This window comes from Allobosea sp. LjRoot9 (assembly GCF_964252745.1).
Lineage (GTDB): Bacteria > Pseudomonadota > Alphaproteobacteria > Rhizobiales > Beijerinckiaceae > Allobosea.
In genome coordinates, this window is sequence record NZ_CAXUPC020000001.1 from 1,365,683 (window position 1) to 1,389,792 (window position 24,110).

13 protein-coding genes are annotated in these 24,110 nt (G+C 65.5%); 7 read left to right on the top strand and 6 right to left on the bottom strand.

What is annotated here, in order from left to right:
* Positions 1 to 5: 5 nt before the first annotated feature.
* From ACSQ3P_RS06400 to ACSQ3P_RS06415, 4 genes are all read right to left on the bottom strand, one after another.
* Positions 6 to 1,481: an exopolysaccharide biosynthesis polyprenyl glycosylphosphotransferase gene (locus ACSQ3P_RS06400; RefSeq protein ID WP_436164744.1), complete on the bottom strand. Its 1,476-nt coding sequence runs from the start codon at positions 1,479 to 1,481 to the stop codon at positions 6 to 8.
* A gap of 224 nt (positions 1,482 to 1,705) precedes the next feature.
* A complete protein-coding gene (locus ACSQ3P_RS06405; protein ID WP_436164745.1) occupies positions 1,706 to 2,719 on the bottom strand; it encodes an NAD-dependent epimerase/dehydratase family protein in 1,014 nt (337 codons plus the stop codon).
* Between the two features lie 196 nt (positions 2,720 to 2,915).
* A complete protein-coding gene (locus ACSQ3P_RS06410) occupies positions 2,916 to 3,692 on the bottom strand; it encodes a WecB/TagA/CpsF family glycosyltransferase (RefSeq protein ID WP_436164746.1) in 777 nt (258 codons plus the stop codon).
* A 35-nt stretch (positions 3,693 to 3,727) separates the two neighbouring features.
* The gene (locus tag ACSQ3P_RS06415) at positions 3,728 to 4,711 is read right to left on the bottom strand and encodes a UDP-glucuronic acid decarboxylase family protein (RefSeq protein ID WP_436164747.1); all 984 of its coding nucleotides are present in this window, start codon (positions 4,709 to 4,711) and stop codon (positions 3,728 to 3,730) included.
* Between the two features lie 284 nt (positions 4,712 to 4,995).
* Here ACSQ3P_RS06415 and ACSQ3P_RS06420 point away from each other — a divergent pair, with 284 nt between their 5' ends.
* From ACSQ3P_RS06420 to ACSQ3P_RS06450, 7 genes are all read left to right on the top strand, one after another.
* Positions 4,996 to 6,363, top strand: coding sequence for a polysaccharide biosynthesis/export family protein (locus ACSQ3P_RS06420; RefSeq protein WP_436164748.1), 1,368 nt, complete (start codon positions 4,996 to 4,998; stop codon positions 6,361 to 6,363).
* Positions 6,364 to 6,397: 34 nt separating this feature from the next.
* Positions 6,398 to 7,807, top strand: coding sequence for a mannose-1-phosphate guanylyltransferase/mannose-6-phosphate isomerase (locus ACSQ3P_RS06425; RefSeq protein WP_436164749.1), 1,410 nt, complete (start codon positions 6,398 to 6,400; stop codon positions 7,805 to 7,807).
* Between the two features lie 127 nt (positions 7,808 to 7,934).
* Complete coding sequence (locus tag ACSQ3P_RS06430; protein WP_436164750.1) at positions 7,935 to 8,372, top strand: hypothetical protein; 438 nt, start codon at positions 7,935 to 7,937, stop codon at positions 8,370 to 8,372.
* Positions 8,373 to 8,375: 3 nt separating this feature from the next.
* A complete protein-coding gene (locus tag ACSQ3P_RS06435; protein WP_436164751.1) occupies positions 8,376 to 9,224 on the top strand; it encodes a methyltransferase, TIGR04325 family in 849 nt (282 codons plus the stop codon).
* Positions 9,225 to 9,445: 221 nt separating this feature from the next.
* Entirely contained in the window at positions 9,446 to 11,443 is a 1,998-nt protein-coding gene (locus ACSQ3P_RS06440) for an amino acid adenylation domain-containing protein (protein WP_436164752.1), read from the top strand.
* Complete coding sequence (locus ACSQ3P_RS06445; RefSeq protein ID WP_436164753.1) at positions 11,436 to 19,394, top strand: amino acid adenylation domain-containing protein; 7,959 nt, start codon at positions 11,436 to 11,438, stop codon at positions 19,392 to 19,394. Before ACSQ3P_RS06440 ends, ACSQ3P_RS06445 begins: the two co-directional genes overlap by 8 nt.
* Before the next feature lie 6 nt (positions 19,395 to 19,400).
* Positions 19,401 to 21,650 (top strand): condensation domain-containing protein, encoded by a 2,250-nt coding sequence (locus ACSQ3P_RS06450; RefSeq protein WP_436164754.1) that lies wholly within the window; start codon positions 19,401 to 19,403, stop codon positions 21,648 to 21,650.
* 2 nt (positions 21,651 to 21,652) lie between these two features.
* Here ACSQ3P_RS06450 and ACSQ3P_RS06455 read toward each other — a convergent pair whose 3' ends face one another.
* Together ACSQ3P_RS06455 and ACSQ3P_RS06460 are read right to left on the bottom strand one after the other, a co-directional pair.
* The gene (locus ACSQ3P_RS06455; RefSeq protein ID WP_436164755.1) at positions 21,653 to 22,375 is read right to left on the bottom strand and encodes a 4'-phosphopantetheinyl transferase family protein; all 723 of its coding nucleotides are present in this window, start codon (positions 22,373 to 22,375) and stop codon (positions 21,653 to 21,655) included.
* Positions 22,372 to 23,943, bottom strand: coding sequence for a lipopolysaccharide biosynthesis protein (locus ACSQ3P_RS06460; protein WP_436164756.1), 1,572 nt, complete (start codon positions 23,941 to 23,943; stop codon positions 22,372 to 22,374). The genes ACSQ3P_RS06455 and ACSQ3P_RS06460 overlap by 4 nt, the downstream gene beginning before the upstream one ends.
* Positions 23,944 to 24,110 lie beyond the last annotated feature (167 nt).

A 24,110-nucleotide genomic window follows, 5' to 3' on the forward strand; every position in this document is an offset into this window, starting at 1 on the left:
GTGCGTTACTTCGCACCTCGCGCCAGCAGCACTGCCGGAACGGTTTGGAGCAGGACGTAGAAGTCCAGCCAGAACGACCAGTTATGGATGTAGAAGCTATCCTGCTGCTTCTGGACCGCGAGGTCGCCATCGCTGCGGTCGGTCACCTGCCACAAGCCCGTCAGGCCAGGCGGTACGCTCGCCCGCAAGACCTGGAACGCGGTGTCGAAGCATTGGCTGTGATAGGCCGGGAACGGCCGCGGTCCGACGATGCTCATGTCGCCGCGCAGGACGTTCCAGAGCTGCGGCAGCTCATCGACGCTGGACCGGCGGATGAACTGCCCGATCCCGGGCAGGATCCGAGGGTCGTTCGACAGCTTGAAGAACCGCTCCCATTCCTGCTGCGCCGTGCTGTCGGCGCCAAGATGCGCGGCCAGCCTCGCTTCGGCGTCCGCATACATGCTGCGAAGCTTGTAGACATTGAAGATGCGGCCGTTCCGGCCGATCCGAGGCTGCGCATAAAAGGCGGAGCCGCCGTCGACCGCTTTCACGGCAAGCGCGAACAGGACGACCACGGGCAGCGCCAGAACAGCGAGTGGTATCGCCACCACGAGATCCGCAATGCGCTTCAGGCGCAGATTGCGCGGCATGTGAATGGCGCTGCGCAGCTCGAGCCCGAACAGCCCGCCCATCGCCCGCAATTGCGGATTCAGGACCTGAAGCGCCGAGGCGTCGTGAACGACGAAGATCTGGCGCAAGGGCAGGCGCGCAAGCCAGTCCGCCTTTTCCTCGCGCAGATCGCCCGATGCGCAAAGAGCGACCTCGATCCGCGAAGAGATGACATTGGCCTGCCCGGAGGTGATGATCGGAATATCCGCCATCTGTCCGGCGTCGGACAAAGCATAGCCGTCGTCATCGGTCAGTATGGCGACCGGCCTCAGCCCTAGCTCCGGCCGCAAGACCAGATTGCGAGCAAGAGCCGCGCAGGCTGACATCGTTCCGTAGAGGATGGTGGGGGCGGTCCACAGCGAGTGGCGCAGCAATACGCCCCTGACGAGCGCCTCGATATAGAAGCCGAGCATAACGGTCAGGGCCGCCCCGATGACGACGAAGCCCCAGAAATGGGAGGGCGGCGCTGCGATCATGAGCCAGATCATCACCACCGCTGCCGCCGTGGCATTGCCGAGCGTGCGCCGGCGCAGCCTGTCGACGGGTTCGGCGCGCTCCGAGCCGTACAGCCCAAAGCAGGCCTGTGCCGCGCACAGAGCCGGCATCCAGACCAACATCAGGCTCGCCATGGCGATTTTGGTATCGGCCGCCACTATGACCGCGCCGAGTTGCAGGATACCGGCGACGATCGTCAGCGCGACGAGATCTCCCGCCAGCAGCGCAGCGGCAACCAGCTGCCGCCGCATTGCAGGAGCCACATTCGCACCAAGCTGATAGCCCGGCTTTGCAATGGCGATCGCGGAAGGGACGACGGTGGTGACAACGTCCGGCATGGCGAACTCCCCTGCCACGTAATGGCGGAACCTGGCTGCGCCAGAGCAATTTTCGATCGAATTGGATCGTTCAATCGCTCTAGGTCATTGTTTTAACGCGCTTTATTCACGCGAACCGGCATCCACTTCGCTCGAAAACGCTCTGCTGCTCTCACTCTTTGATGAGAGACGGATTCAGATTTCAGGCGGGATCACTTCGTGACCCCATCTGAAATCATCCGGCTCTATTGGGCTGCGACCCTCGGAATCGGCTCGATCAAAGCCTGACGGTCGGCTCCGCCCGCCTTCACCTGCCCCTCGATCCAGGCGTAGGTCGGAATCAGCCCCTGCCTGAGATGGATAAGCGGCTCCCATCCGAGCACCTCGCGCAGGCGGGTGTTGTCGCTGTTGCGGCCGCGGACGCCCTGCGGGCGATTGGTGTTGAAGCGCTTGAGGATCGTCTTTCCGGCGATCTCGGCGATGATGTCGACGAGCCCGCTGACGTCGACCAGCTCGTCCGTGCCGAGATTCAGCGGCCCGGAATAATCCGACCGCATGATGCGATAGATCCCTTCGACGCAATCGTCGATGTACATGAAGGAGCGCGTCTGCCTGCCGTCTCCCCAGACCTCGATCGTATCACCGGAGTTCGCATGCGCGACCTTGCGGCAGATGGCGGCGGGCGCCTTCTCCTTGCCGCCGTCATAGGTACCGAGCGGCCCATAGACATTGTGGAAGCGGACCAGCCGGGTCTGGAAGCCGTAGTCTTCCGTGAAGTACTGGCACAGCTTCTCGGTATAGAGTTTCTCCAGCCCGTATCCGGGTTCCGGATCGGCCGGGAACGCATCTTCTTCCTTCAGCGGTACCACCGAGGGCACGTCCTGGAGATGCTGCGGGTAGACGCAGGCCGAGGACGAGAACAGGAAGCGCTCGACCTTGGCGTCGTGCGCGGCCTTGAGCATCTGAGCGCTGATCATCGTGTTGTTGTAGGTGATCGAGGCGTGCGCGCCGGAGATATAGCCGATGCCGCCCATATCCGCGGCGAGGTTGTAGACCTCGGACACGCCGTGAACGGCCTCGCGGCAGTCATCGATCTCGCGGAGATCCAGAATCCGGAATTCGTCCGCCGCGCTGACCTGATACTCCGGGTCCTTGATGTCGGCAGCTCGGACCTTGTAGCCTCGATTCTTCAAATAATTGACCAGATGGAAGCCAATAAAGCCACCCGCACCAGTGACCAAGACAGTTTTCTGAGACATTATACTGCTCCACTGAGAATTCAATTTTAGGGATAGCGATTTTTATTTTCTCCGGAGCAGGATGCGAAAAACGGGAACCGGTCTTTCGTATTAGAACCTGCTCTAACTCTTTGATGAGAGACGGATTCAGATTTCAGATGGGATCACTTCCCGATTTCATCTGAAATCACCCAGCTCCAGCAGTCGCCAAATCGAATTATACCTCTCTTGAGACGGTCTCTCTTTTGTGGGTAGCCGTTGTCGCAGTCCTCGCCCTGAGAAGCTGCAAGCCGGCTCCAAGCATGAACTGCGGCACGATCTTGCCGTAGCGGCGCCAGAGCCGCCTTGGCTCCGACACCAGGCGGAACAGCCATTCGAGCCCGTTCCGCTGCATCCAGAGCGGCGCCTGGCGCTTCGTGCCGGCGAGGAAGTCGAAAGCCGCCCCGACACCAATCATGACGGGCGCATCGATCCGGCCGACATGTCGGGCCATCCAGTATTCCTGCTTGGGGGTACTGAGCCCGACCCAGACGATATCGGGCCTGGCGTCGTTGATCATGCGCACCATCTCCTCGTCCTCGTCGGCCGGGATCGACCGAAATGGCGGCGAGAAGGTGCCCGCGACAGCAAGTCCCGGAAAACGCGCGGTGAGACGGTCGCGCAGGCGATCGGCAAGCCCCGGAGCGCCGCCGAAATAATACTGGCGATAGCCCTTCTCCGCCGACAACGCGGAGAGCTGCAGCATCAGATCCGGGCCGTAGACTCTCTCCGTATGCCGGTGTCCGAGCTTGCGGGCCATCCAGACCAAAGGCATCCCATCGGGCGTAACCAGCCCGGCATGTTCATGGATTGCCATGAGCGCCGGATCCGACTGGCTTTCAATCACCCCATGGACGCCGGTGATGCAGACGAAGTGGTGAGCCTTCCGGCCGATCCAGTCTTCGATCGCGTGCAGCGCGTCCGCCATCGTGATGGCGCTGACATTCACGCCCATGATGCGGGCGCGAGGAAGAGGGGTTTGCGATGTCATCAGCCGGCCCTCGCGACCTCGACCCGCCGCACCGGGTCGTGCATCTTCGACAGCACGTCGTCGAAATATGCGATCGTGCGCTCGAGGCCCTCACGCAGCGGGACCCTGGGGCTCCAGTGCAGCAGTTCCTGCGCCCTGCTGATGTCGGGGCAGCGCTGGCGCGGATCGTCCTGGGGCAGCGGCCTGAAGACGATCTGGGAGCGCGAACCCGTCATCGAAACGATCAGGTTCGCGATTTCGGCCATGGACGTCTCGACCGGGTTGCCGAGGTTGACCGCGCCGTCCAGCGGCTCGGTAACGTTCATCAGGCGCATCAGCCCCTCGACCAGATCGTCGACGAAGCAGAAGGCGCGTGTTTGCCGACCGTCTCCGTAGAGCGTGATCGGTTCGTTGCGCAGCGCCTGGACGATGAAATTCGAGACGACGCGGCCGTCTTCGAGGTTCATGCGCGGGCCATAGGTATTGAAGATGCGAGCGACGCGGATCGCGACGCCGTGGCGTCTGTTGTAATCGTAGAACAGTGTCTCGGCGCAGCGTTTGCCCTCGTCGTAGCAGGCGCGCGGCCCACTGATGCTGACGAGCCCGCGATAATCCTCGACCTGGGGATGGACGTCGGGATCGCCATAGATCTCGCTGGTCGAAGCCTGCAGGATCGGAATGCCGAGCCGCTTGGCCATGCCGAGCATGTTGATCGCGCCAAGCACGCTTGTCTTCGTGGTCTGCACGGGATCGCGCTGATAGTGCACCGGCGAAGCGGGACAGGCGAGGTTGTAGATCTCGTCGACCTCGAGATAGAGCGGGAAGGTCACGTCGTGCCTCATTACCTCGAACTGAGGCTGACCGAGAAGCGCGCTCAGATTTTCACGGCGACCTGTATAGTAATTGTCGACCGCCAGGACCTGATGACCTTGAGCGACCAGGCGCTCGCAAAGATGGCAGCCGAGAAAGCCAGCACCGCCTGTGACGAGAATACGCTTCTGCATGTCGGAACTCCGCCGGGTCGTGCACGGGAACGAACCCGCAGCTTTGCCGTAAGCATTCCGTTCTCAAAGGACGCTTTGGGAGGGTCATCCTCTTGGTGGGACTTCCACGACCCAGCATGATGCCCTGGTGCTACGGCGACGGCCGTACAGCACGTTGGGATTAATCCTGTGGCGACGCGCCTTGGCCTGAATGGCAACGCGGAAAGCGGGCCTAGTCCTGACATCCTGACGCCGCCCAGCATCCCATCCTGAGATCTGCCTGGGCAGGACGGTCGGAGCTGACCTTGCACGCCTCAACTGATCAACGGGAACCTCATCCCGCGCCCGGAACGCCCGCCCATCTCGACGGGCCGGGACAATGCGGCCTGCGGTATTCCCTTCTGGCGCTGCTCGCCTTCCTGTTCTTCGCGACGCCAAGCTTCCTCGCGGGGCCGAGCTTCCTCACGGGGCCAAGCGCGTCGGCGGCGGAACGCGAAGCGACTGAGACGCTCGCGATCGGCGACAAGGTCACGATCTCCGTCTTTGGCCAGTCGGATCTCTCCGGCGACTTCGTGCTCGATGGCGCAGGTGCGGTGAACATGCCTCTGGCTGGGCGCATCAGGATCGGCGGGCTGACCGCGCCCGAAGCGGAGGGGCGCATCCGCAGTGCGCTCATGGATGGCTATCTTCGTGATGCCGTCGTCAGCCTGCGGATCGCCGAACTGAAGCCCGTCTACGTCATGGGCGAGGTTCGCTCACCGGGGACCTATCCTTTCCGGCACGGACTCAGTGTCCTGGGGGCCATAGCGCTGGCCGGCGGCTACCGCGTCGGCGACGAGTCGGTCGCCGTTCTCAGATCCGAGCTCCTGCTTGCCGACGAGCGCGAGCAGCTGCTCGGCACATCGCTCCAGACGCTGGCGGCGAGACGGCTCCGGCTGGAGGCCGAGCGTGACGGCGTGAAGCAGCTCGCGCCGCTGTCTTCGCGGACGTCGGGCAGCGCCCAGATCATGGCTGGAGAGCAGGAAATCCTCGACTTCCAGCACCGTGCGCGCGAGGGCGAGCGCGAATTGCTGAGCCAGCAAGTCGCACGGCTCGCATCCGAAAGGACCGCTTTGACGGAGCAGGCCGAATTGGCCAAGCGTCAGGTCGATCTGACACAAGAGCAGTCGTCCGAATACAACAAGCTCGCCGCGACCGGCAATGCGCTGCGCACCGTTCAGGTCGAGCGCGAGCGCGAACATGCCCGCACGCGCAGCGACGCCGCCCGGATCAAAGCCGAGCTCGCCAAAAACGAAACAGCGCTGGGCGAGCTGACGCTCCGGCTGAGGGAGCTCGACACGACCTATATGCGCCGCGTCGTCCTCGAGCTCCAGGAAACACGGCAGAAGATGTTGGAGGTCGAGCGCAGCATTCCGGCGGCGCGCGAAATCGCCGAGAGCCGGCGCCGCAGGCTGGCCGCCAGCGAGGGTTCCAGCGCCGCGGCCGACTGGGACCTCCGGATCACGCGCCAAACCGGCCTCGCACCGGCGACGATCCAGGCAAGTTTCGAAACCTCCCTGCAGCCCGGTGACATCATCCAGATCACGCCAAAGCGGGAGCCGACCGAAAGCAAACAATCCGGGGAGACTCAGACAAGCATTCGCTCACTCACGGGCCTTGCCAGCCGGCAATGACCACGTCGCCGCCCCCCGCCGAGAGGATCCCCACATGCCTTCGAAGATACGTCCGATCATCATGTGCGGTGGCGCCGGGACAAGGCTATGGCCGACATCCCGCAACTCTCTCCCGAAGCAGTTCGCCATGCTCCTCGGTGAACGCTCGACATTCCAGGACACTGTCCTGCGGTTGCGCCACAAGCTGTTCGACCGGCCGATCATCCTGACCAACCATACTCATCGCGTCCTGGCGGAGAAGCAGCTCGCTGAAATAAACGCCACGGCCGATATCGTGCTCGAGCCCGAGCGGCGCGACTCCGGGCCCGCCATCCTTGCCGGTTGCATGGTCGCGGCAAGCCAGGACGTGGACACCACCGTCCTCGTGGTCGCCTCCGACCATGTCGTTACCGACCCGGCCGCCTTCCGGAGCGCCGTCGCGAACGGCCTTTCTGCCGCCCGAGCCAGGCGCCTCGTCACGTTCGGGATTACGGCGCGCCATGCCTGCACGGAATATGGCTGGATAGAGCCCGGGGTTGTCCTCGAGGGCGAAGCCCGGCGCGTCGAGCGCTTCGCCGAGAAGCCTGATGGACACCGTGCCGCGGAATACCTCCTCAAGGGCTGGCTCTGGAACTCGGGCAACTTCCTGTTCGGCGCCAAAACCCTGATCGAGGAATATCGCTCCTTCGAACCCGCGACAGTGAAGGCAGTCGAAGCCGCCCTCGCGAACGGACGAGACGAGGACGGCGCTTTCGCGCTGGCCCTGGCCGATTTCGTCAAGGCCGAGAAACGTTCGATCGATTTCGCCGTCATGGAGCGCACGGAACGAGCCGCTGTCGTCGCGACCTCATGCGGCTGGTCCGATGTCGGGAACTGGGACGCCCTGTGGGCCTTGAGCGACCATGATGGCAGCGGGAATGCCCGCCGCGGCAATGTCGAGCTGTTCGATGCACATAATTGTCTGGTCTCGACCGACGGGCCGATGACCTCCGTCCTCGGTGTGGAAGATCTCATCATAGTCGCGAGTCGGGATGCCGTTCTTGTCGCCGACCGCAACCGCGCAGCAGAGGTCAAGCAGATCGTCGAGCTGCTGCGCAGCAAGGGCTGCAGCCAAGCCGAGACGCATGCGAGCGTTCATTATGCCTGGGGCTCCTACCAGATCGTCGATTCCGGCGAGGGTTTCCAGGTCAAGCGGCTCGTCGTCGCTCCCCGAGGGCGCCTGTCTCTGCAGAAGCATCGCTTCCGGTCCGAGCATTGGGTGGTGGTCCGTGGCACAGCCACCGTGACCATCGACGAGACGATCGGTCGCTTCGGCAGGAGCGAGCACATCTTCATCCCGCTGGGAGCCGCCCATCAACTGGAGAATAGCGGTATCGAGCCGCTTGAACTCATCAGCGTCCAGAACGGAAGCTATCTCGGCGAAGACGACGTCATTCGCGTCGACGCTGCCCAACATTGGGGCTGAAAATGAGGCGCTGAACCAAAGCTATAATCCTGCAGCGGATCTCGAAGCCCGCGTCGCAGCCGGCGGTGATTTCGCTGCAGGCGATTGGGAGCGATCTCGACACAGTGGAATGGAGGCCCCTTTGGCAATGTCGGAGAACCCTGCTCGGCAAGACCGCGACGGCGAACGCTCCCGCACGGGCTTGCCAGCGGTCCAGCACTCGGCCTTCGCAAAGCATTGGCGGGCAGTCGACGAAGGCGGCGCCGAACTGATGACGGCGGCGTTCGGCGCGCCTGCCAGACAGGCGCAACGACGGATTGCACCCCTTTCCATCTCCCATGATCGGCCGGCGCTCCAACCTGCGCCGCGAACGCGCCACATCGCTCCGCAGCCCACCCGTCTGCGGGCGACGGTGATCCTGTTCCTTCTCGCCCTGACGATTCTTTTCGTCGAACCCGCAATGCGGCTGTTCGCTCGCGCCATCACGATGCGAGCGGACGCAGGCGGCCCGGCCGCGATCTTCGTCCTAAGCGAGCCCTTCATCTTGGGTATCCGCCGGGTGCCGGCGCGCAGGATGGGAGCGTGACGGATGATGGCGATGGTGGCCTGGAACCAAAGGCTGCTCCCGGCGGTTCGCTGGCTTCCAGCCGGTACGGCGATGCGCCGCTGGCTCTACCAGACCCGCTTTCGAGCCGGCAAATATCACTGCGGCTATAGCGGCGTGTACGGGAGCTTCGAGGCAGCCCGCCTTGCACTTCCGCCGGGCCTGGCCGGCTTCGACCACGACGCGATGGCCGACATCGACCACTACACCACGACGGCCGGCGGCTTCGAGCCGATGCCCGCGACCGAATACCCGGTCCTGTTCTGGTTACGCGGCGCCCTGGACGAAGGAGCCCGGACGCTCCTCGACCTCGGTGGTTATGTCGGTCACGCCTTCCGCCAGTACGACCGCTATCTCGCCTTCCCGGAGGATTTTCGCTGGACCGTCTTCGATGTCCCCCGGATCACGGAGGCAGGTCGGGCGCTCGCAGGCAAGGAAGCCGCCCAGCGGCTGCGCTTCACCAACGCCGTCGACGAAGGTTGCGGGATGGATATCCTGCTCGCGGCAGGCTCGCTGCAATATCTGTCCGAAAGCTATCTTCAAGACAGGTTGAGCGCATGGGCGGGTCGCCCGCGGCACGTGATCGTGCAACGCACGCCGCTTCACGCGCGACGATCCTTCGTGACGATCCAGTCCGTGATCACGCGAGCACGGCAAGTGGCATTTTGCCCCTATAGCGTGGCGGAACGCGCCGGGTTCATCAACGGCATGCTCGCGCTCGGCTATCAGCTCGTGGACTCATGGGAGAAGCCGCGCAGCCTGGACGTGCCGTTTCATCCGGAATGCCATGTCGAGACCTATTCAGGGCTCTATTTCCGGCTGAAGGCCTCGTAGGCGACAGAGGCCGACCCACTCCCGAGCATTGCTCTTCCGCGCAGCCTCGCCCGATAGGGACCGTCGGGCGCTGCCCCATTGCGCGGAACGCGCTGCTTCATGGGGAGATGGTGTTACTCCAACTGCTCCCATTTTGTCGGACGGCCTTGGCGCATAGCCTTCCCTCCATGACCAAGATCCTCGACAGAACCGCCCCCTGCTGCACGCAGGATAGCAGCCGGGTGCAAGCACCAGCCGGAGCCGCTCTCATTGAGGCGGCCATCCCGGCGCAAGCGCCGTTATCCGACAGGACCGCAAGCGCTGCGGCCCCAGTCGAAGCCGAGACTCTCGTCACCCTGTTTTCGGCCCGAGCCGCCGCGCAGCCGCGCCATGTCGCGCTGTCGCTTGGCTCGGCCAGCCTGTCCTATGCCGAGCTCGACGGCCGCGCCGACCAGCTGGCGGCTCGCCTGGTCGCGATGGGGGCGAAGCCTGGCGCCATCGTCGGGCTCTGCCTTCCGCGCTCGCTCGAATTGATCGTGGCAATGCTCGCCATCCTGAAGAGCGGCGCCGCCTATCTGCCGCTCGACCCCGCCTATCCCGGTGAGCGCCTCGCTTTCATGGTCGAGGACGCCGATGCCGCGATCATCGTCGCAACATCCGATTGTGCCGGCTGGCTGCCCCCCGGCCGGCGATGGCTCGATCCGCATGATCGCGCAGACGCCGATACGGCGAGGCAACCGCTGCCCAAGAATCTGCTGACCCGCCATCTGCCGGCAGCAAGCGACCTCGCCTATGTGATCTATACCTCCGGCTCGACCGGGCGCCCGAAAGGTGTCGCCATCGAGCACGCCGCCGTCACGCGGCTGTTCAGCGCGACGCAGGCCTGGTTCGCCTTCCACCCTGGCGATGTCTGGACCTTGTTCCATTCCGTATCATTCGACTTCTCCGTCTGGGAGATCTGGGGAGCACTCCTCTATGGCGGGCGCCTCGTGATGGTGCCGGAAGGCACGACGCGCGACCCCACTGCCTTCCTGCGCCTTCTCGCCGATGAAGGCGTCACGGTCCTCAACCAGACGCCGTCCGCGTTCGCAGCCCTCGACCAGGCCGATCGCGATCGTTCGGGGCGCGATCGGCTCGCGCTGAGACTCGTCATCTTCGGCGGCGAGGCTTTGGACCCCAGGCGCCTGGCGGGCTGGTACGAACGGCGCGGCGAGCACGCGCGTCTCATCAATATGTACGGGATCACCGAGACCACGGTTCACGTCACCTATCGTCCCCTGTCGCCGGCCGAAACCACGCGGCGCTCGAGCCCGATCGGCCGAGCGATTCCAGATCTCGACATTCTGCTGCTCGACGGCGACACCATGCTGCCGGTTCCCACAGGCGAGATCGGCGAGATCTTCGTCGCTGGAGCGGGGTTGGCACGCGGCTATCTGAACCGGCCCGACCTCACCTCCGCGCGCTTCGTGCCGCACCCCCACAGGCCGGGCGCCAGGCTCTACCGCTCGGGCGACCTTGCCCGCCAGATCGACGAGGGCGAATACGAGTATCTCGGCCGGGCCGACCAGCAGATCAAGATTCGCGGCTTCCGCGTCGAGCTCGGCGAGATCGAGACGGCGCTCCTGTCGCATCCCGCGATCAGGCAGGCTGCAGTGCTGCTGCGTGCCGGCAGCGGCGGGCATGACCGCCTCGTCGGCTACCTCGTGACGGAGGGCGGCGAACGTCCCTCGCCTGCCGCGCTGAAAGCCCATCTCGCCTCGGTCCTGCCGGATCACATGGTGCCGGCGGCCTTCGTCTTCGTGCCCCATCTCCCTCTGACGGTGAACGGCAAGCTCGATCGAGCAGCGCTGCCCGAGCCGGACCGATCGCGGCCGGACACTGCCGCGCCCTATTGCGCGCCGCGCAGTGCCCTGGAACGGCAGCTCGCGGAGATCGTCGCCGATGTCCTCCAGATCGACCAGGTCGGCATCGACGACAATTTCTTCGATCTCGGCGGCAATTCGCTGCTGATGGCCGAACTCCACCGACGCCTTGCCCATGACCCGACCCATGACATGGCGGGCCTCGGCTTGATCGATCTGTACCGCCGCCCGAACCTGCGCGCCCTGGCCGGTCATCTGACACCGGCGGGCCACGGCACGCTCGGCGCCCTCGCCGCAGCGCGTGAACGCGGTATTCGCTCACGCGGGCTGACGCTATCCTCGCTCGGTGCCGCGCCGGCCGGCGGTTCCCATGAGTGACCCCCTCCCCAGCGGCGCCATCGCGATCATCGGCATGGCCGGTCGCTTCCCCGGCGCGGCCGATATCGGTGCGTTCTGGCAGAACCTTCTGAACGGGGTGGAATCCATCACCCGGATCGACCCCGCCGCACTCGAGGACAGTTTCGATGCGGCGACGCGCGCGCTGCCGAACTATGTCCCGGCCCGATCCATCCTCGAAGGCGTCGAACTGTTCGACGCTCCCTTCTTCGGCATGCTGCCACGCGAGGCCGCAGTCACCGATCCGCAACAGCGCCTGCTGCTGGAATGTGCCTGGGAAGCGCTCGAGGATGCGGGCTACGATCCCGCCAAACCCGGCCAGTGCATCGGCGTCTTCGCCGGCGCGACATCCAGCACCTATCTGCTGCACAATCTGTTTCAGGATCGCGCCGCCATCGCCGACTACACGTCGAGCTTTCAGGTCGGCAACCTTTCGATGCTGGTCGGTTCCGCCTCGGATTTCACCGCGACGCGTATCGGCTACAAGCTCGGTCTCACCGGCCCTTGCGTCGCGGTCCAATCAGCCTGCTCGACCTCGCTTCTGGCCGTCGCCCAGGCCGTCCAGAGCCTGCTTCACCACGGCTGCGACATGGCCCTGGCGGGCGGGGTCTCCATCACCTTCCCGCAGCGGCGAGGCTATCTCGCCCAGGATGGCGGCATGGTCTCGACGGACGGCCATTGCCGCGCTTTCGATAGCGGCGCCAACGGCACGGTCTTCGGCAGTGGTGCCGGCATCGTGGCGCTGAAACGGCTGGAGGATGCCGTCGCCGATCGCGATCACGTCTACGCCGTCATCCGCGGCGTCGGCCTCAACAATGACGGCGCCGGCAAGGTCGGCTTCACCGCGCCCAGCGTCGACGGTCAGGCGACCGCGATCGTCATGGCCCATGCCGCCGCCGATATCGACCCACGCACCATCGGCTATGTCGAGTGTCACGGAACCGGCACGCCGATGGGGGACCCGATCGAGGTCGCCGGGCTGACCGCTGCCTTCCGTCTGGCGACCGAGGATCGCGGCTTCTGCGCGCTGGGCTCCGTCAAATCCAATATCGGCCATCTCGATGCGGCAGCCGGTGTCGCAGGCCTGATCAAGGCCACGCTCGCAGTCGCGAACGGAACGTTGCCGGCGAGCCTGCATGTCACGCAACCCAACCCCGCGCTCGATCTGCCGAACAGCCCATTCTTCATCGCGGATCGTCAGCAGGGCTGGCCCGCCGGGGAAGGACCGCGCCGTGCGGGCGTCAGCGCCTTCGGCGTCGGTGGGACCAATGTCCATCTCGTGCTGGAGCAGGCGCCCGCGACCGAAGCGGAAGCCCCGGCACGCAGCAGCCAGATCCTGACGGTCTCGGCCCGGAGCGCCGCGGCGCTCGGCCAGGCGCGCGACCGGCTCGCGCAGCATCTCGACGCACACCCCGAACAGAGCCTCGCCGATATCGCCTTCACCTTGCAGACGGGACGGCGCCATTTCGCCCACCGCATCGCCGTGGCCGGCAGCAGCCATGCCGAGGCTGCCGAAGCGCTACGCAAGCAGAATACCGCACGCACCACGGCGGTGACCGGCTCAGGCGACCTCGTCTTCATGTTTCCGGGTCAGGGGTCGCAATACCCGCAGATGGCGCGCGAGCTCTATGCCGGAGAGCCGGTTTATCGTCAGGCGGTCGATCTCTGCTGCGAGATCTTGAAGCCCCGGCTCGATCTCGATCTGCGCAGCCAGCTCTATCCGAGCAATGGCGGCGCCGATCCGGAGCGCCTCTCGGCGACCGTGCTCGCCCAGCCCGCAATCTTCACGGTCGAATATGCTCTCGCACAGCTTCTGACGAGCTGGGGCCTGCGCCCTGCCGCGATGCTCGGCCACAGCGTCGGCGAGTTCGCCGCAGCCTGCCACGCCGGCGTGTTCTCGCTCGAGGATGCCCTATCGCTCGTCGCGACGCGCGGCCGCATGATGCAGGATCTGCCGGGCGGGGCGATGCTGGCCGTGCGCCTGCCCGATGCCGAGATTGCGACGCTAGCTCGTCACGGCGTCTCGGTGGCAGCGGTCAACGCCCCCGGCATGAGCGTGCTCGCTGGCCCGTTCGAGGCGATCGAGGCGCTGGAAGCGGAGCTTGCGCGACGCGAGGTGACGCATCGCCGGCTGCAGACCTCCCATGCCTTCCACTCCGGCATGATCGACCCGTTGATCGAGCCGTTCACCGAAGCGGTCGCGGCCATCCGCCTCAATCCGCCCGAGCTGCCCTATGTCTCGGGTGTGAGCGGCGATTGGATCACCGCCGAACAGGCGACCGATCCGTCCTATTGGGCAAGGCATGCCCGCGAGCCTGTCCGCTTCGCCGACGGTATCGCCACCCTGATGCGCGAGCTTTCTCCGGTACTGCTCGAGGTCGGCCCCGGCGCTGCATTGGCGAGCTTCGCGCTGCAAGGGGCTGGCGCCGGCCGCACCGCCATCTCCTGCCTGCCTGCAGCGCAGGGCGACGCCGGAGAGATGCTCGCGGCCGCCCTCGGACGCCTTTGGAGCACCGGCATCGCGCCCGACTGGACTGCCTATCACGGCGAAGGCAACCGCAGACACGTCTCCCTGCCGAGCTATCCTTTCGAGCGCAGCCGGCACTGGGTCGAGGCTCCCGCAACCTCCACCGGAGGCGTGCCGGCCATACCCGTCCCGCCCCTCGACAATCTTCATCAAGGTCAACCTGATCAGGAACCGGCCATGGACAGCCAAGCTGATGTCGACCTCCTCCTGGGCCGCTCGGGCCTCGGCACCCGCGTCGCCGCCATCTTCGAGAATCTGTCGGGCCGGCCCTTCGGCGAAGCCGAGACCGGCGCGAGCTTCCTTGAGCTCGGCTTCGACTCGCTTTTGCTGACACAGGCTGCCCAAAGCCTGCAGACGACGTTCGGCGTACAGATCCGCTTCCGGCAGCTTCTCGACGATCTTCCAAGCGTCGACGAAGTAGCGCGCCACATCGCCGCGCTTCATCCGCAGGAAATCGCGCAGCCTGCCATCATCCTGCAGACAGCGGCGAAGGCTGCCCCATCCCCTGCCCCATCCCCTGCCCCATCCCTTGCTTCGCCCGCTGCCCCGTCCGCTGCCGCCATCAACGTCGACCGGCCAGACGGCTCGGCCATCGACGTGCTGATGCGCGAGCAACTCGACGCGATGTCGCGTTTGATGGAGCGTCAGTTGCAGGTCTTGAGCGGCCAGGCGGCATCGCCTGCCAGTGCAAAGACGGCACCGCCTCTACAGCTTCAACCGGCGATTGCTCCTACTCCTGCTCCCGCTGCGCCGAACGCGGCGGGAGCAGCCAGCCCGGCCACACGGTTCCGGCCCCTGATCCGCACGGGCAATGAGGCGCTCACCGAGGCGCAGCGAGCCCATATCGCCCGGCTGACGGCGCTCTATGTCGGCAGGACCCCGAATTCGAAGCGTCTCGCGGACCAGCATCGCCCGATGCTCGCCGACCCGCGCACCGTCTCGGGTTTCGCCGCGGACTGGAAGGAGATGGTCTACCCGATCGTCGCCGCACGGGCGAAGGGCGCCCAGATCTGGGATGTCGACGGCAACGTCTATATCGACCTCGTCAACGGGTATGGCCAAACGGCCTTCGGCCACGCGCCGGATTTCGTCGTCGAGGCCGTTCAGGCCCAGCTTGCCGAAGGCTTTGCCATCGGGCCGCAATCGCCGCTCGCGCACGAGGCGTCCAGGCTGTTTTGCGAGCTCACCGGCCATGCCCGCGTCGCCTTCTGCAATACGGGCTCCGAAGCCGTGATGGCCGCGATACGCGTTGCCCGCACCGTGACCGGCCGCGATCGCATCGTCGCTTTCGCGGGCGCCTATCACGGCCAGTTCGACGAGGTTCTGGTCCGCGGCGTCGGCGCGGGCGAGCAGCGCCGCTCCGTACCCGCCGCACCGGGTATCCCGGCGGAGGCCGTCGGCCGCATGACCGTGCTGGACTACGGCACGGATGAAAGCCTCGCCTGGCTCCGCGAGCACGCTCACGAGCTTGCCGCCATTCTCGTCGAACCCGTGCAGAGCCGGCGGCCCGGATACCTGCCCGCCGCCTTCCTCAAGGAGCTGCGCGCGATCACCGAACAGGCCGGCACGGCACTGGTGTTCGACGAGGTCGTGACCGGATTCAGGGTCCATCCGGCCGGGGTACAGGCCCTGCTCGGGATCCGCCCCGATCTGGCCACCTATGGAAAGGTCGTCGGCGGCGGCCTGCCCGTCGGCCTGCTGGCGGGAACGCCACGCTTCATGGATGCGCTCGACGGCGGCGCCTGGCGCTTCGGCGACGACAGCGCGCCCGAGATCGGCGTCACCTTCTTTGCGGGAACTTTCGTCAGGCATCCGCTCGCCCTGGCGGCGACCGTCGCCGTGCTGAAGCATGTCAGGGACAAGGGGCCGGCGCTCACGGAGGCGCTGACCAACCGCATGCAACATCTGACTGAGGATCTGAAGCGCGCCTTCGCGGAGGTCGGCTGGGACGTACCGATCGAAAGTTATGGCAGCGTCCTCTATTTCGAGCCGGGCCGCGACCACCGGTTGGGCAGCCTGCTGCATTATCATCTGCGGGCCCGCGGAATTTTCATCCAGGAGCACTATCCGTGCTTCCTGACGACTCAGCACGGCGATGCCGAAATCGCCGCGATCCTCCGGGCTTTCCGCGAAAGCCTCCAGCTCATGCGGCGGGACGGGATGTTGCCTGGCGGCAGCGTCGAAAGCCGCGCGGCGGAGACCTTCATCGCGCCCTCCGAAACCGAACTTCCTCTCACGGAGGCCCAGACGGAAATCTGGCTTTCGGCTCAGACGGGAGCAGAGGCCAGCGCCGCCTTCAACGAATCCATCAGCCTGACGCTCGAAGGCGACATCGACGCGCCCCGCCTCGCGGAGGCGGTCAGGCAGGTCGCCGCCCGGCACGCGATCCTCCATGCCAGGTTCTCTGGGGATGGCGAGACGATGCAGATCGCGCCATCGGGGAGCTTCCCGGTCGCCATGAGCGATCTGCGCGGCGAACCCGATCCGCAAGAGGCACTTCGCGCCGCGATCGAGTCCTATGCCGACCGACCCTATGATCTGGTGCAGGGCCCGGTGGCGGAAGCCGAGATCATCCGGCTCGGCGATGACCGGCATGTACTGATCCTGTCGGCGCATCACATCGTCTGCGATGGCTGGTCGACGAATGTCCTGCTCGACGAGATCGCCACAGCCTATCGCTCCGGCACCGGCAGCCTCAAGGCCCCGATGCCGTTCGCTGAATATGCGAGGCTGATGCGCCAGGACCCGCGCGTCAATGAGGCCGGAACATACTGGGCCGGGATATTCTCCGACATTCCCGCCCCGCTCGAATTGCCGACCGACCGGCCGCGGCAAGCGCCGCGCAGCTTCCGCGGCGGCACGCGCACGAGCTTCATCGACGCCGAGCTCTATCGTCGGGTGAAGGCCGCCGGCGCGCAGCGCCGGAGAACCCTGTTCGCCACACTCTTCGCCGCTTTCCAGGTCCTGCTGCTGCGGCTCTCGGGCGGGCGCGACCTCGTGGTGGGCGTTCCCGCCGCCGGGCAATCGCTGCTGAACGGCCCTACGCCGGTCGGCCATTGCGTCAACTTCCTGCCGATCCGAGGCTCCATCGATCCGGTAGAGCCGTTCTCGGCCCATCTCGACAAGGTCGGACACCTGATTCTCGACGCCTACGACCATCAAAGCTTCACGCTCGGCGCACTTCTGAAGCGGCTGCGCATCCCGCCCGTCTCGGGCCGGCTGCCGCTCGTCGAGGTGCAGTTCAATCTCGAGCGTCTGGCGGGCAATCTCGACTTCGGACCCGGCGTCAGCGCCAGCGCGGAGCCGAACCCCAAATCGTTCTCCACCTTCGACATCTACTTCAACATTGGGGAATCCGACGACGGGCTGCGGATCGACTGCTGCTACGGCGCCGATCTCTTCGATGCTGCGACCATCGACCGTTGGCTGGGGCACTACCGCACGCTGCTCGCGGCTTTTGCGGCCAATCCCGACGCGACTATCGCGACGATGCCGCTGATCGAAGGCGGAGAACGCCAGCGTCTCGTCTCGGATCTGAACGACACGCAGGTCGCCTTCCAGATCGAAGAGGGCACTGTCGCGGCCTTCGAGCAGCGGGCACAGCAACAGCCTGATGCCATCGCCTTGTCATTCGGCGATGAGCAGCTGTCCTATGCCGAGCTCGACGCCTGGGCAGACCGTATCGCGGCGGAGCTCATGGCACGGATCGATACGCCCGAGAGCCGCGTCGGGCTCCTGATCGCGCGTTCCCCGGCGCTCGTCGCCGCAATGCTGGGCGCGCTCAAGGCCGGCTTCCCCTATGTGCCGCTCGACCCGATGATGCCCACGGCCCGGATCCTGACGATCCTGAGGGACTCGGAAGCCGTCGCGCTTCTGACCGCCGGCCCGTTGGATCCGGCCGTCCTCGACCTCGACGAAGGCATCATCCCGATCGATGTGGACCAGACCGATCGCAAGCTCGCCGGCATCAGGACGGCGCCGGTTTCGGCCGGTCACCTCGCCTATGTGATCTATACCTCGGGCTCCACCGGAGCGCCGAAGGGCGTCGAGGTCACTCATGGCGGCTTGTCGAACCTACTGTTTGCGATGGCGAACGAGCCAGGCTTCGCCAGCACCGACACCATGCTCGCCGTCACCACGGTGACGTTCGATATCGCGGCGCTGGAGCTGCTGCTGCCGCTGATCCGGGGGGGCCGGGTCGCCATCGCGACCGCCGAGGACGCGAAGGATGGAACGGAGCTTCTGGCGCGGCTGGAACAGAGCGGCGCCACCGTTCTGCAGGCGACGCCGATGACGTGGCGGCTCCTGCTGGAAGCCGGCTTCCGCTCGCGCCCGGGCTTCCGCATGCTCTGCGGCGGCGAAGCCCTGCCGCTTGAGCTCGCCCGCAAGCTCCTCGAAGGCGGCGGCGAGCTGTGGAACATGTATGGACCGACCGAGACCACCATCTGGTCTTCGGTCGCCCGCATCCAACCCGATGACGACGTCATCACGATCGGCCTGCCGATCGCCAACACGCAGTTCTACATCGTCGACGACAATGACGAGCCCGTCAGCGTCGGCATTCCCGGCGAGCTGCTGATCGCGGGCGCGGGGCTGGCACGCGGCTATGCCAGCAACCCAAGGCTCACGGCCAAGAGCTTCATCGCCAACCCGGTCGATCCGGACACCTGCGCCAAGGCCTACCGCACCGGCGACCGTGCCAAATACCTCGCCGATGGCCGCATCCAGCATCTGGGGCGCCTCGACCACCAGGTGAAGCTGCGCGGCTTCCGGATCGAGCCCGGGGAAGTCGAGGCTGTCCTCGCGCGCAAGACCGGCCTCGTCTCGGCCGTGATCCTGCGCGAGGACGTCCCCAACGAGCCGCGGCTGGTCTGCTATCACGTCATCGGCGCGGAAAGCCCGCCATCAACCGAGTTGCGGGCCATGCTGGCACAGGAGCTGCCGGACTACATGGTGCCGACGGCCTGGGTCGGCGTGTCGGCACTGCCTCTCAACTCCAGCGGAAAGCTCGATCGCGCCGCGCTTCCCGCTCCCGACGCCGACATCGCGGCGCCGACGGGCGGCAAGATCATGCCGCGCACCCGTGTCGAGGAAACCCTGGTCCGCATCTGGTGCGATGTGCTGCGGCGCGAGAGTATCGGCATTGACGAGGATCTGTTCGATCTCGGCGCCGATTCCCTCAGCATCTTCCAGATCACCGGGCGGGCGCGACGCGAGGGCCTGAAGCTCGCGGCCCGGGATTTTTTCCGGAACCGGACGATCGCCAGCGTCGCTGCATCGCTTCCCGACGAAGGCGTCACCGAACCGGCCGCCGCTCCCGCATTCTGGAAGCGGCCATGGCGGCAATCGCGCGACACCGCGCAGCCAGGCGAGCCGGACGCCGTCTCACAGCGCGAGCGAGGGTGAACAACCATGGCAAACCAGTTCTCGCGTGATCCCGAAATCCATATTCGCGAACCCGACCGTATCGTGATGACGGCACGGTGCTCGTCGGCACAGGAGCGCTACTGGCAGCTCGACAACAAGGACCCAGGTACGCCGGCGCTCAACATCGTTATCAAATGGCGTATACGCGGCCATCTGGACGCCGCTCTCGCACAGGATGCCTTCCAGGCGATCCTGGACCGGCACGAAAGCCTCCGGACGGCTATCCAGGTCATCGATGGCCACCCCGTTCAAGCCATAGCGGAGCATGTGCCCTTCAAACTGGTCGAGATCGACCTGTCCGGCCTGCCGGAGGCCGATCGAACCACGGAGGCCGATCGCATCGCCCAGGTCGAGGCGCGCACAGGCTTCGATCTGAGCGAGGCTCCGCTGCTACGGGCAACGCTACTCCGCAAGAGCCGTGCAGAGGCCGTGATCCTGGTCATTGCCCACCACATCGTCAGCGACGGCTGGTCGATGGGCATCATCGCCAAGGATTTCGTGGCCGCCTATCAAGCGCTCGGCCGCGGCCGCAAACCCGCCCTCCCCGATCTCACGCTCCAGTATTCCGACTTCGCCGAGGGAAGCTATGAGGGAATTGCCGGCGGTAGCCTCGAACGCGAGGAAGCCTATTGGACGCACAAGCTCGCCAACGCGCGCGTCGTCGAGGTTCCGCCCGATCATCCGCGCCCTGCGACGCGCAGCACGAACGGCGCCTCGCTCTCCAGGCTGCTGCCCCGTCCCTTGACCGCGAAGCTCGCCGAGCTGGCGCGCAACGAAGGCGCGACGTTCTTCGCCGCCGCCTATGCCGTTCTCCTGTCGCTGCTGCATCAGCGCACCGGCGCCTCCGACATCGTCCTGAGCACACAGATGGCGGCTCGCGACGAGGTCGAGCTGGAAGCGATCGTCGGCCCGTTCGTCAACACCCTCGTGCTGCGTACGCAGCTCTCGGACGAGCAGGGCTTTCTCGACCTTTGCCGAGCCGCTCGCGACACATTCGAGGAAGCGGTCGACCATCACCAATGGCCATTCGACAAGATCGCCCCGATGCTACCGACCGATGGGGACGCCAGCAGGCCGCCAATCTCGGTCAACTTCATCGTGCAACGCGCCTTCATCGGCGTGCTCGCGAATGACAGCTTTCAGCTGTCGGGAATTCCCTCACCTCTGCCGGGCGCGCTCTACGACCTCAATTTCATTCTGGTTGAGCGCGAGGAAGGCTGGCGCCTGACCTGCGAATATCATCGCGATCTCTATGACGAGGCGACTGCAAGCGAGCTGGTGGCGCGGTATGAGAGCCTTGCCGAAGCCTTGGTCGCCAGCCCGACCGAGCGACTGCCGCGCCCGACCCCAACCTCCTTGCCGATCGCGTCCCCGCTTTGGCTGCCGGCGGGCCCGGCTCCGCCGCCTGTGGTCGACGCGACAGCGCTGCGCCGAACCTGGCTGCAGCAGACCGGCACGCAGCCGACCTTCTTTGCGCTGAATCATACGGCCCATAATCTGCGTCTGTATCGGCCGCTGTCGCAGGAACTCGGCCCCGATCAGCCCTTTGTCGCCCTGCAACTGCTCGACCCGCTCGTGGACGGCGCGGCACCGGTCTCGATCGAACAGCTGGCGGCCGCCTATTGCGACGCGATCATCACGACCAGAGCCGAGGGACGATACCGGATCGCCGGCTTCTGCCGATCGGGCGTGATCGCGTGCGAAGTGGCCAGGCAACTCGCGGCGACCGGACGCGAAGTCGATCTGCTCGTTCTGATCGACTGCTGGGCCCCAGGCTATTTCCTGCGGCAACCCTACAGTGCGCGCCTGCTCTTCAAGCTGAGGCGCGCGGGCCGCTTCGCCCGGCGGTTCTGGCGCGCGGGGGCAGGCAGCTTTGTGACGCGCATGTCGTTCTGGCTGCAATCGACTGCCGCCGTGCGGCAGGCTAAACGGCTGCTCTTCTGGAGAGCCGCCGACGAAGTGGCCGATGAAGCTCAGTTCTGGCGCACGACGGACGAACTCGAGACATTGGTCCAACGCTATACTCCACCCAGCTATCATAGCCGCGTTCTGCTCTTCCGGAGCGAAGCGATCCCCGATGGCTGGCCACCCGATCCGGCCCTCGGCTGGACGGGTCGTTTCCCCGCCGGAACGCCTTGCTTCGCCCTTCCAGGAGAAGGCCATGAGGGTGCGTTCTCGCAAGCCGGTTCGCGGACCATGGCCGAACGCATCATTGAAACGACGCGCCCCGGTTGACCTCAGCGCGGGGCGCTACTTGCCAGCGCTGGACGAGCCATCCAGATCACGGACCAATCACGATGCCGCGCCGCCAGCGCGCCGCAATAGCCCGGCGCCGGCCGCAGGTCGGCGAGTTGCCAGCGGTCGGCCTCGGTCGGATCGGAATGGACCGCCAGAAGCCGCGCCACGAACGGATCGAGTGAGACCTCGAAGCTCGACGGCGCCGCGTTCAGACCGATACCGATCGCCTTCAGACAGGCTTCCTTGCGCGTCCAGCAGCGGAAGAAGCATTCGTTGCGGAGCGCAGGCGCGAGCGCGGCGAGCCCCGCGATCTCGCCGGGCGCCAGACACCCTGCCGCAACCTCGGACGAGACCGGCCGAACGCGCTCGATATCGACTCCTACCGCCATTCCGGCTGTCACCGCGACGATGGCCAACTCGCCGGAATGACTGAGATTGAAGGCTATGGGCCGCCGCTCGTGCCCGTTCGCAAGCATAGGCTTGCCGAACATCGTTTCGACGAAGCGGAGCTGCGACGCCGAAGCAAGCGTATAGAGGGCCAGAACATGCCGCAGCCAGCTATGCGCCGCGGCGAATGCGAGCCGCGCCTTCGCATCATGGAAGCGGTCGGCGCGGGCGCGTTCGTCATCGGACAGGATCCAGCTCCGTTCCTGCGTCTCTGTCCTGCCAAGATCGATTTGGCAGCACCAGAGATGCACCTGCGATGACGGGATCGGCATCATGGCAGCGGCACCGCAACCGCCCTGCCACCGGCAGAGCGAATGCGCTCATGGGGCTCGCCAGACACCATGCCCGGCACCCGTACCACCTGGATCGTCAGGACGGTCAGGACGGTCAGCTCCGACAAGAGCGTGACCGCGATCAGCCCCGCCACGCCAAAGACGACCGCAGCCGGATAGACCGCAAGCAGATTGAAACAGCCCCCGACCAAGACCGCGAGGAAGATCGGTCGCGTACGCTCCAGCGCCCGGAAGGCGCAGCCCAGCGCCTGGGTCATGAGCGCCATCGGGAAGGCGAACGAATACCAGACGATCACCCAGTCGAACTCGAGTATCTCGCCGCCGTAGAGCTGGTGCAACAGCCACGGGCCAAACAGGCCAAGGCCTATCACGGCCGAGGCGCCGGTCAGTGCCGCAAACAGCATCGCGCGACCGAGCATCTGCCTGAGACCAGGCAGCCCGCCCTCCGCGAAGGCCCGTCCGGCCAACGGTGGAACAATATTATCCAGTGCCTCGCGCACGACATTCAACACGGCGAGCAGGCTCTGGGCCGCCCTTAGCGCGCCAAGGATCTTGGGGCCGAAGAGTCCGGCCGTCACGAGCAGGCCGCTATAGTTGAGCACCCATTGCACGGATCCGGTGAGAACCAGCCACCGCGCCGATCGCCATTGCCGGCCCGTGACTTCAATGAAGACCTCCGGCTTCCAGCGAAACGGTCCCGACATGCACAGGCCACAGATTGCCGAGACCGTGGCGGCGCCAGCGACGACCCATAGCGCATCCGCGACGCTGATCATGTCGGCGTGCCAGAGCGCCGCGAGCGCCCCGAGCTTGAGCGCCTGATTGACCGTGTCGATCAGCAGGATGCCCGCCGGCTGACGGCGCGCGAACAGATAACGCCGCAGGAAATCCTGTGTCAGATAGGCCGCTGCAGCTATCGAACCCGGCAATGCGAGGCCAGCGAGCGGCGGCACCACGCCCGCAGCGAAGGTCAAAACGGCAAAGATCGCAAGGCTGGCGACAGCGACGTAGCCGGCCTGATGCAGGAAGACCACGGTGTAGTAGGCTTGCGCTTCAGCCCCCTCCTCTTTCGCCCCGATGCTCATCATGGGACTGACGATCAGGCCGAGCTGAAGGCTCATGGCGAAATACAGCGCGAGCAAGACCATCGTGTACAGTCCGAAGGCCTCGAGGCCCAGCGCCCGGGCGAGCAGGATGGTCGTCAGAAAATTGCAGGCGCTGGAGAGCGCCTGATCGCCAAAGGACAGTACGGGACCGAGTATCGGGCGAAAGCTTGCCTTGACACCGCTCAGCGCCTGGCCGCCCGGCATGTCCTGTTCGAGCGTCATGGCCACCCGATCCGAATCTGGCCAGGGGAGCGCATCTCCCGCCGATCGTGTCCCCCTGTTGCGTTTCATTCCGCCTCCGCTAGAGCGATTTCCGATCCGATCGGATCGTTCAAGTGCTCTAGCCCTTTGTTTCGGCACGTTTTCTTCACGCGAACCGGTATCCACTTCGTTCGAAAACGCTCTAGAGCCTTGCGCGGAAAAGTCGGTATCGGTTTTTCGCATGGGCAACGCTCTCAACTCTTGGGATCGACCACGGACGACAGCCAAGCCGCATCTCGCCCCCGCAAGCTTACCGCCGTTCCCCCGGCGGCAACGCTGCGCAAAGGGACTGCCCAGAACGGGGTGAAGCATCGCCCTCGCCGGCATGGCTACCTCCAAATCCCATCCTG

Excerpts from the sequence above, each read along its gene's own strand:
- ACSQ3P_RS06400 (WP_436164744.1), bottom strand. The coding sequence starts at position 1,481 with ATGCCGGACGTTGTCACCACCGTCGTCCCTTCCGCGATCGCCATTGCA.
- ACSQ3P_RS06405 (WP_436164745.1), bottom strand. The coding sequence starts at position 2,719 with ATGTCTCAGAAAACTGTCTTGGTCACTGGTGCGGGTGGCTTTATTGGC.
- ACSQ3P_RS06410 (WP_436164746.1), bottom strand. The coding sequence starts at position 3,692 with ATGGGCGTGAATGTCAGCGCCATCACGATGGCGGACGCGCTGCACGCG.
- ACSQ3P_RS06415 (WP_436164747.1), bottom strand. The coding sequence starts at position 4,711 with ATGCAGAAGCGTATTCTCGTCACAGGCGGTGCTGGCTTTCTCGGCTGC.
- ACSQ3P_RS06425 (WP_436164749.1), top strand. The coding sequence starts at position 6,398 with ATGCCTTCGAAGATACGTCCGATCATCATGTGCGGTGGCGCCGGGACA.
- ACSQ3P_RS06430 (WP_436164750.1), top strand. The coding sequence starts at position 7,935 with ATGTCGGAGAACCCTGCTCGGCAAGACCGCGACGGCGAACGCTCCCGC.
- ACSQ3P_RS06435 (WP_436164751.1), top strand. The coding sequence starts at position 8,376 with ATGATGGCGATGGTGGCCTGGAACCAAAGGCTGCTCCCGGCGGTTCGC.
- ACSQ3P_RS06445 (WP_436164753.1), top strand. The coding sequence starts at position 11,436 with ATGAGTGACCCCCTCCCCAGCGGCGCCATCGCGATCATCGGCATGGCC.
- ACSQ3P_RS06450 (WP_436164754.1), top strand. The coding sequence starts at position 19,401 with ATGGCAAACCAGTTCTCGCGTGATCCCGAAATCCATATTCGCGAACCC.
- ACSQ3P_RS06455 (WP_436164755.1), bottom strand. The coding sequence starts at position 22,375 with ATGATGCCGATCCCGTCATCGCAGGTGCATCTCTGGTGCTGCCAAATC.
- ACSQ3P_RS06460 (WP_436164756.1), bottom strand. The coding sequence starts at position 23,943 with ATGCGAAAAACCGATACCGACTTTTCCGCGCAAGGCTCTAGAGCGTTT.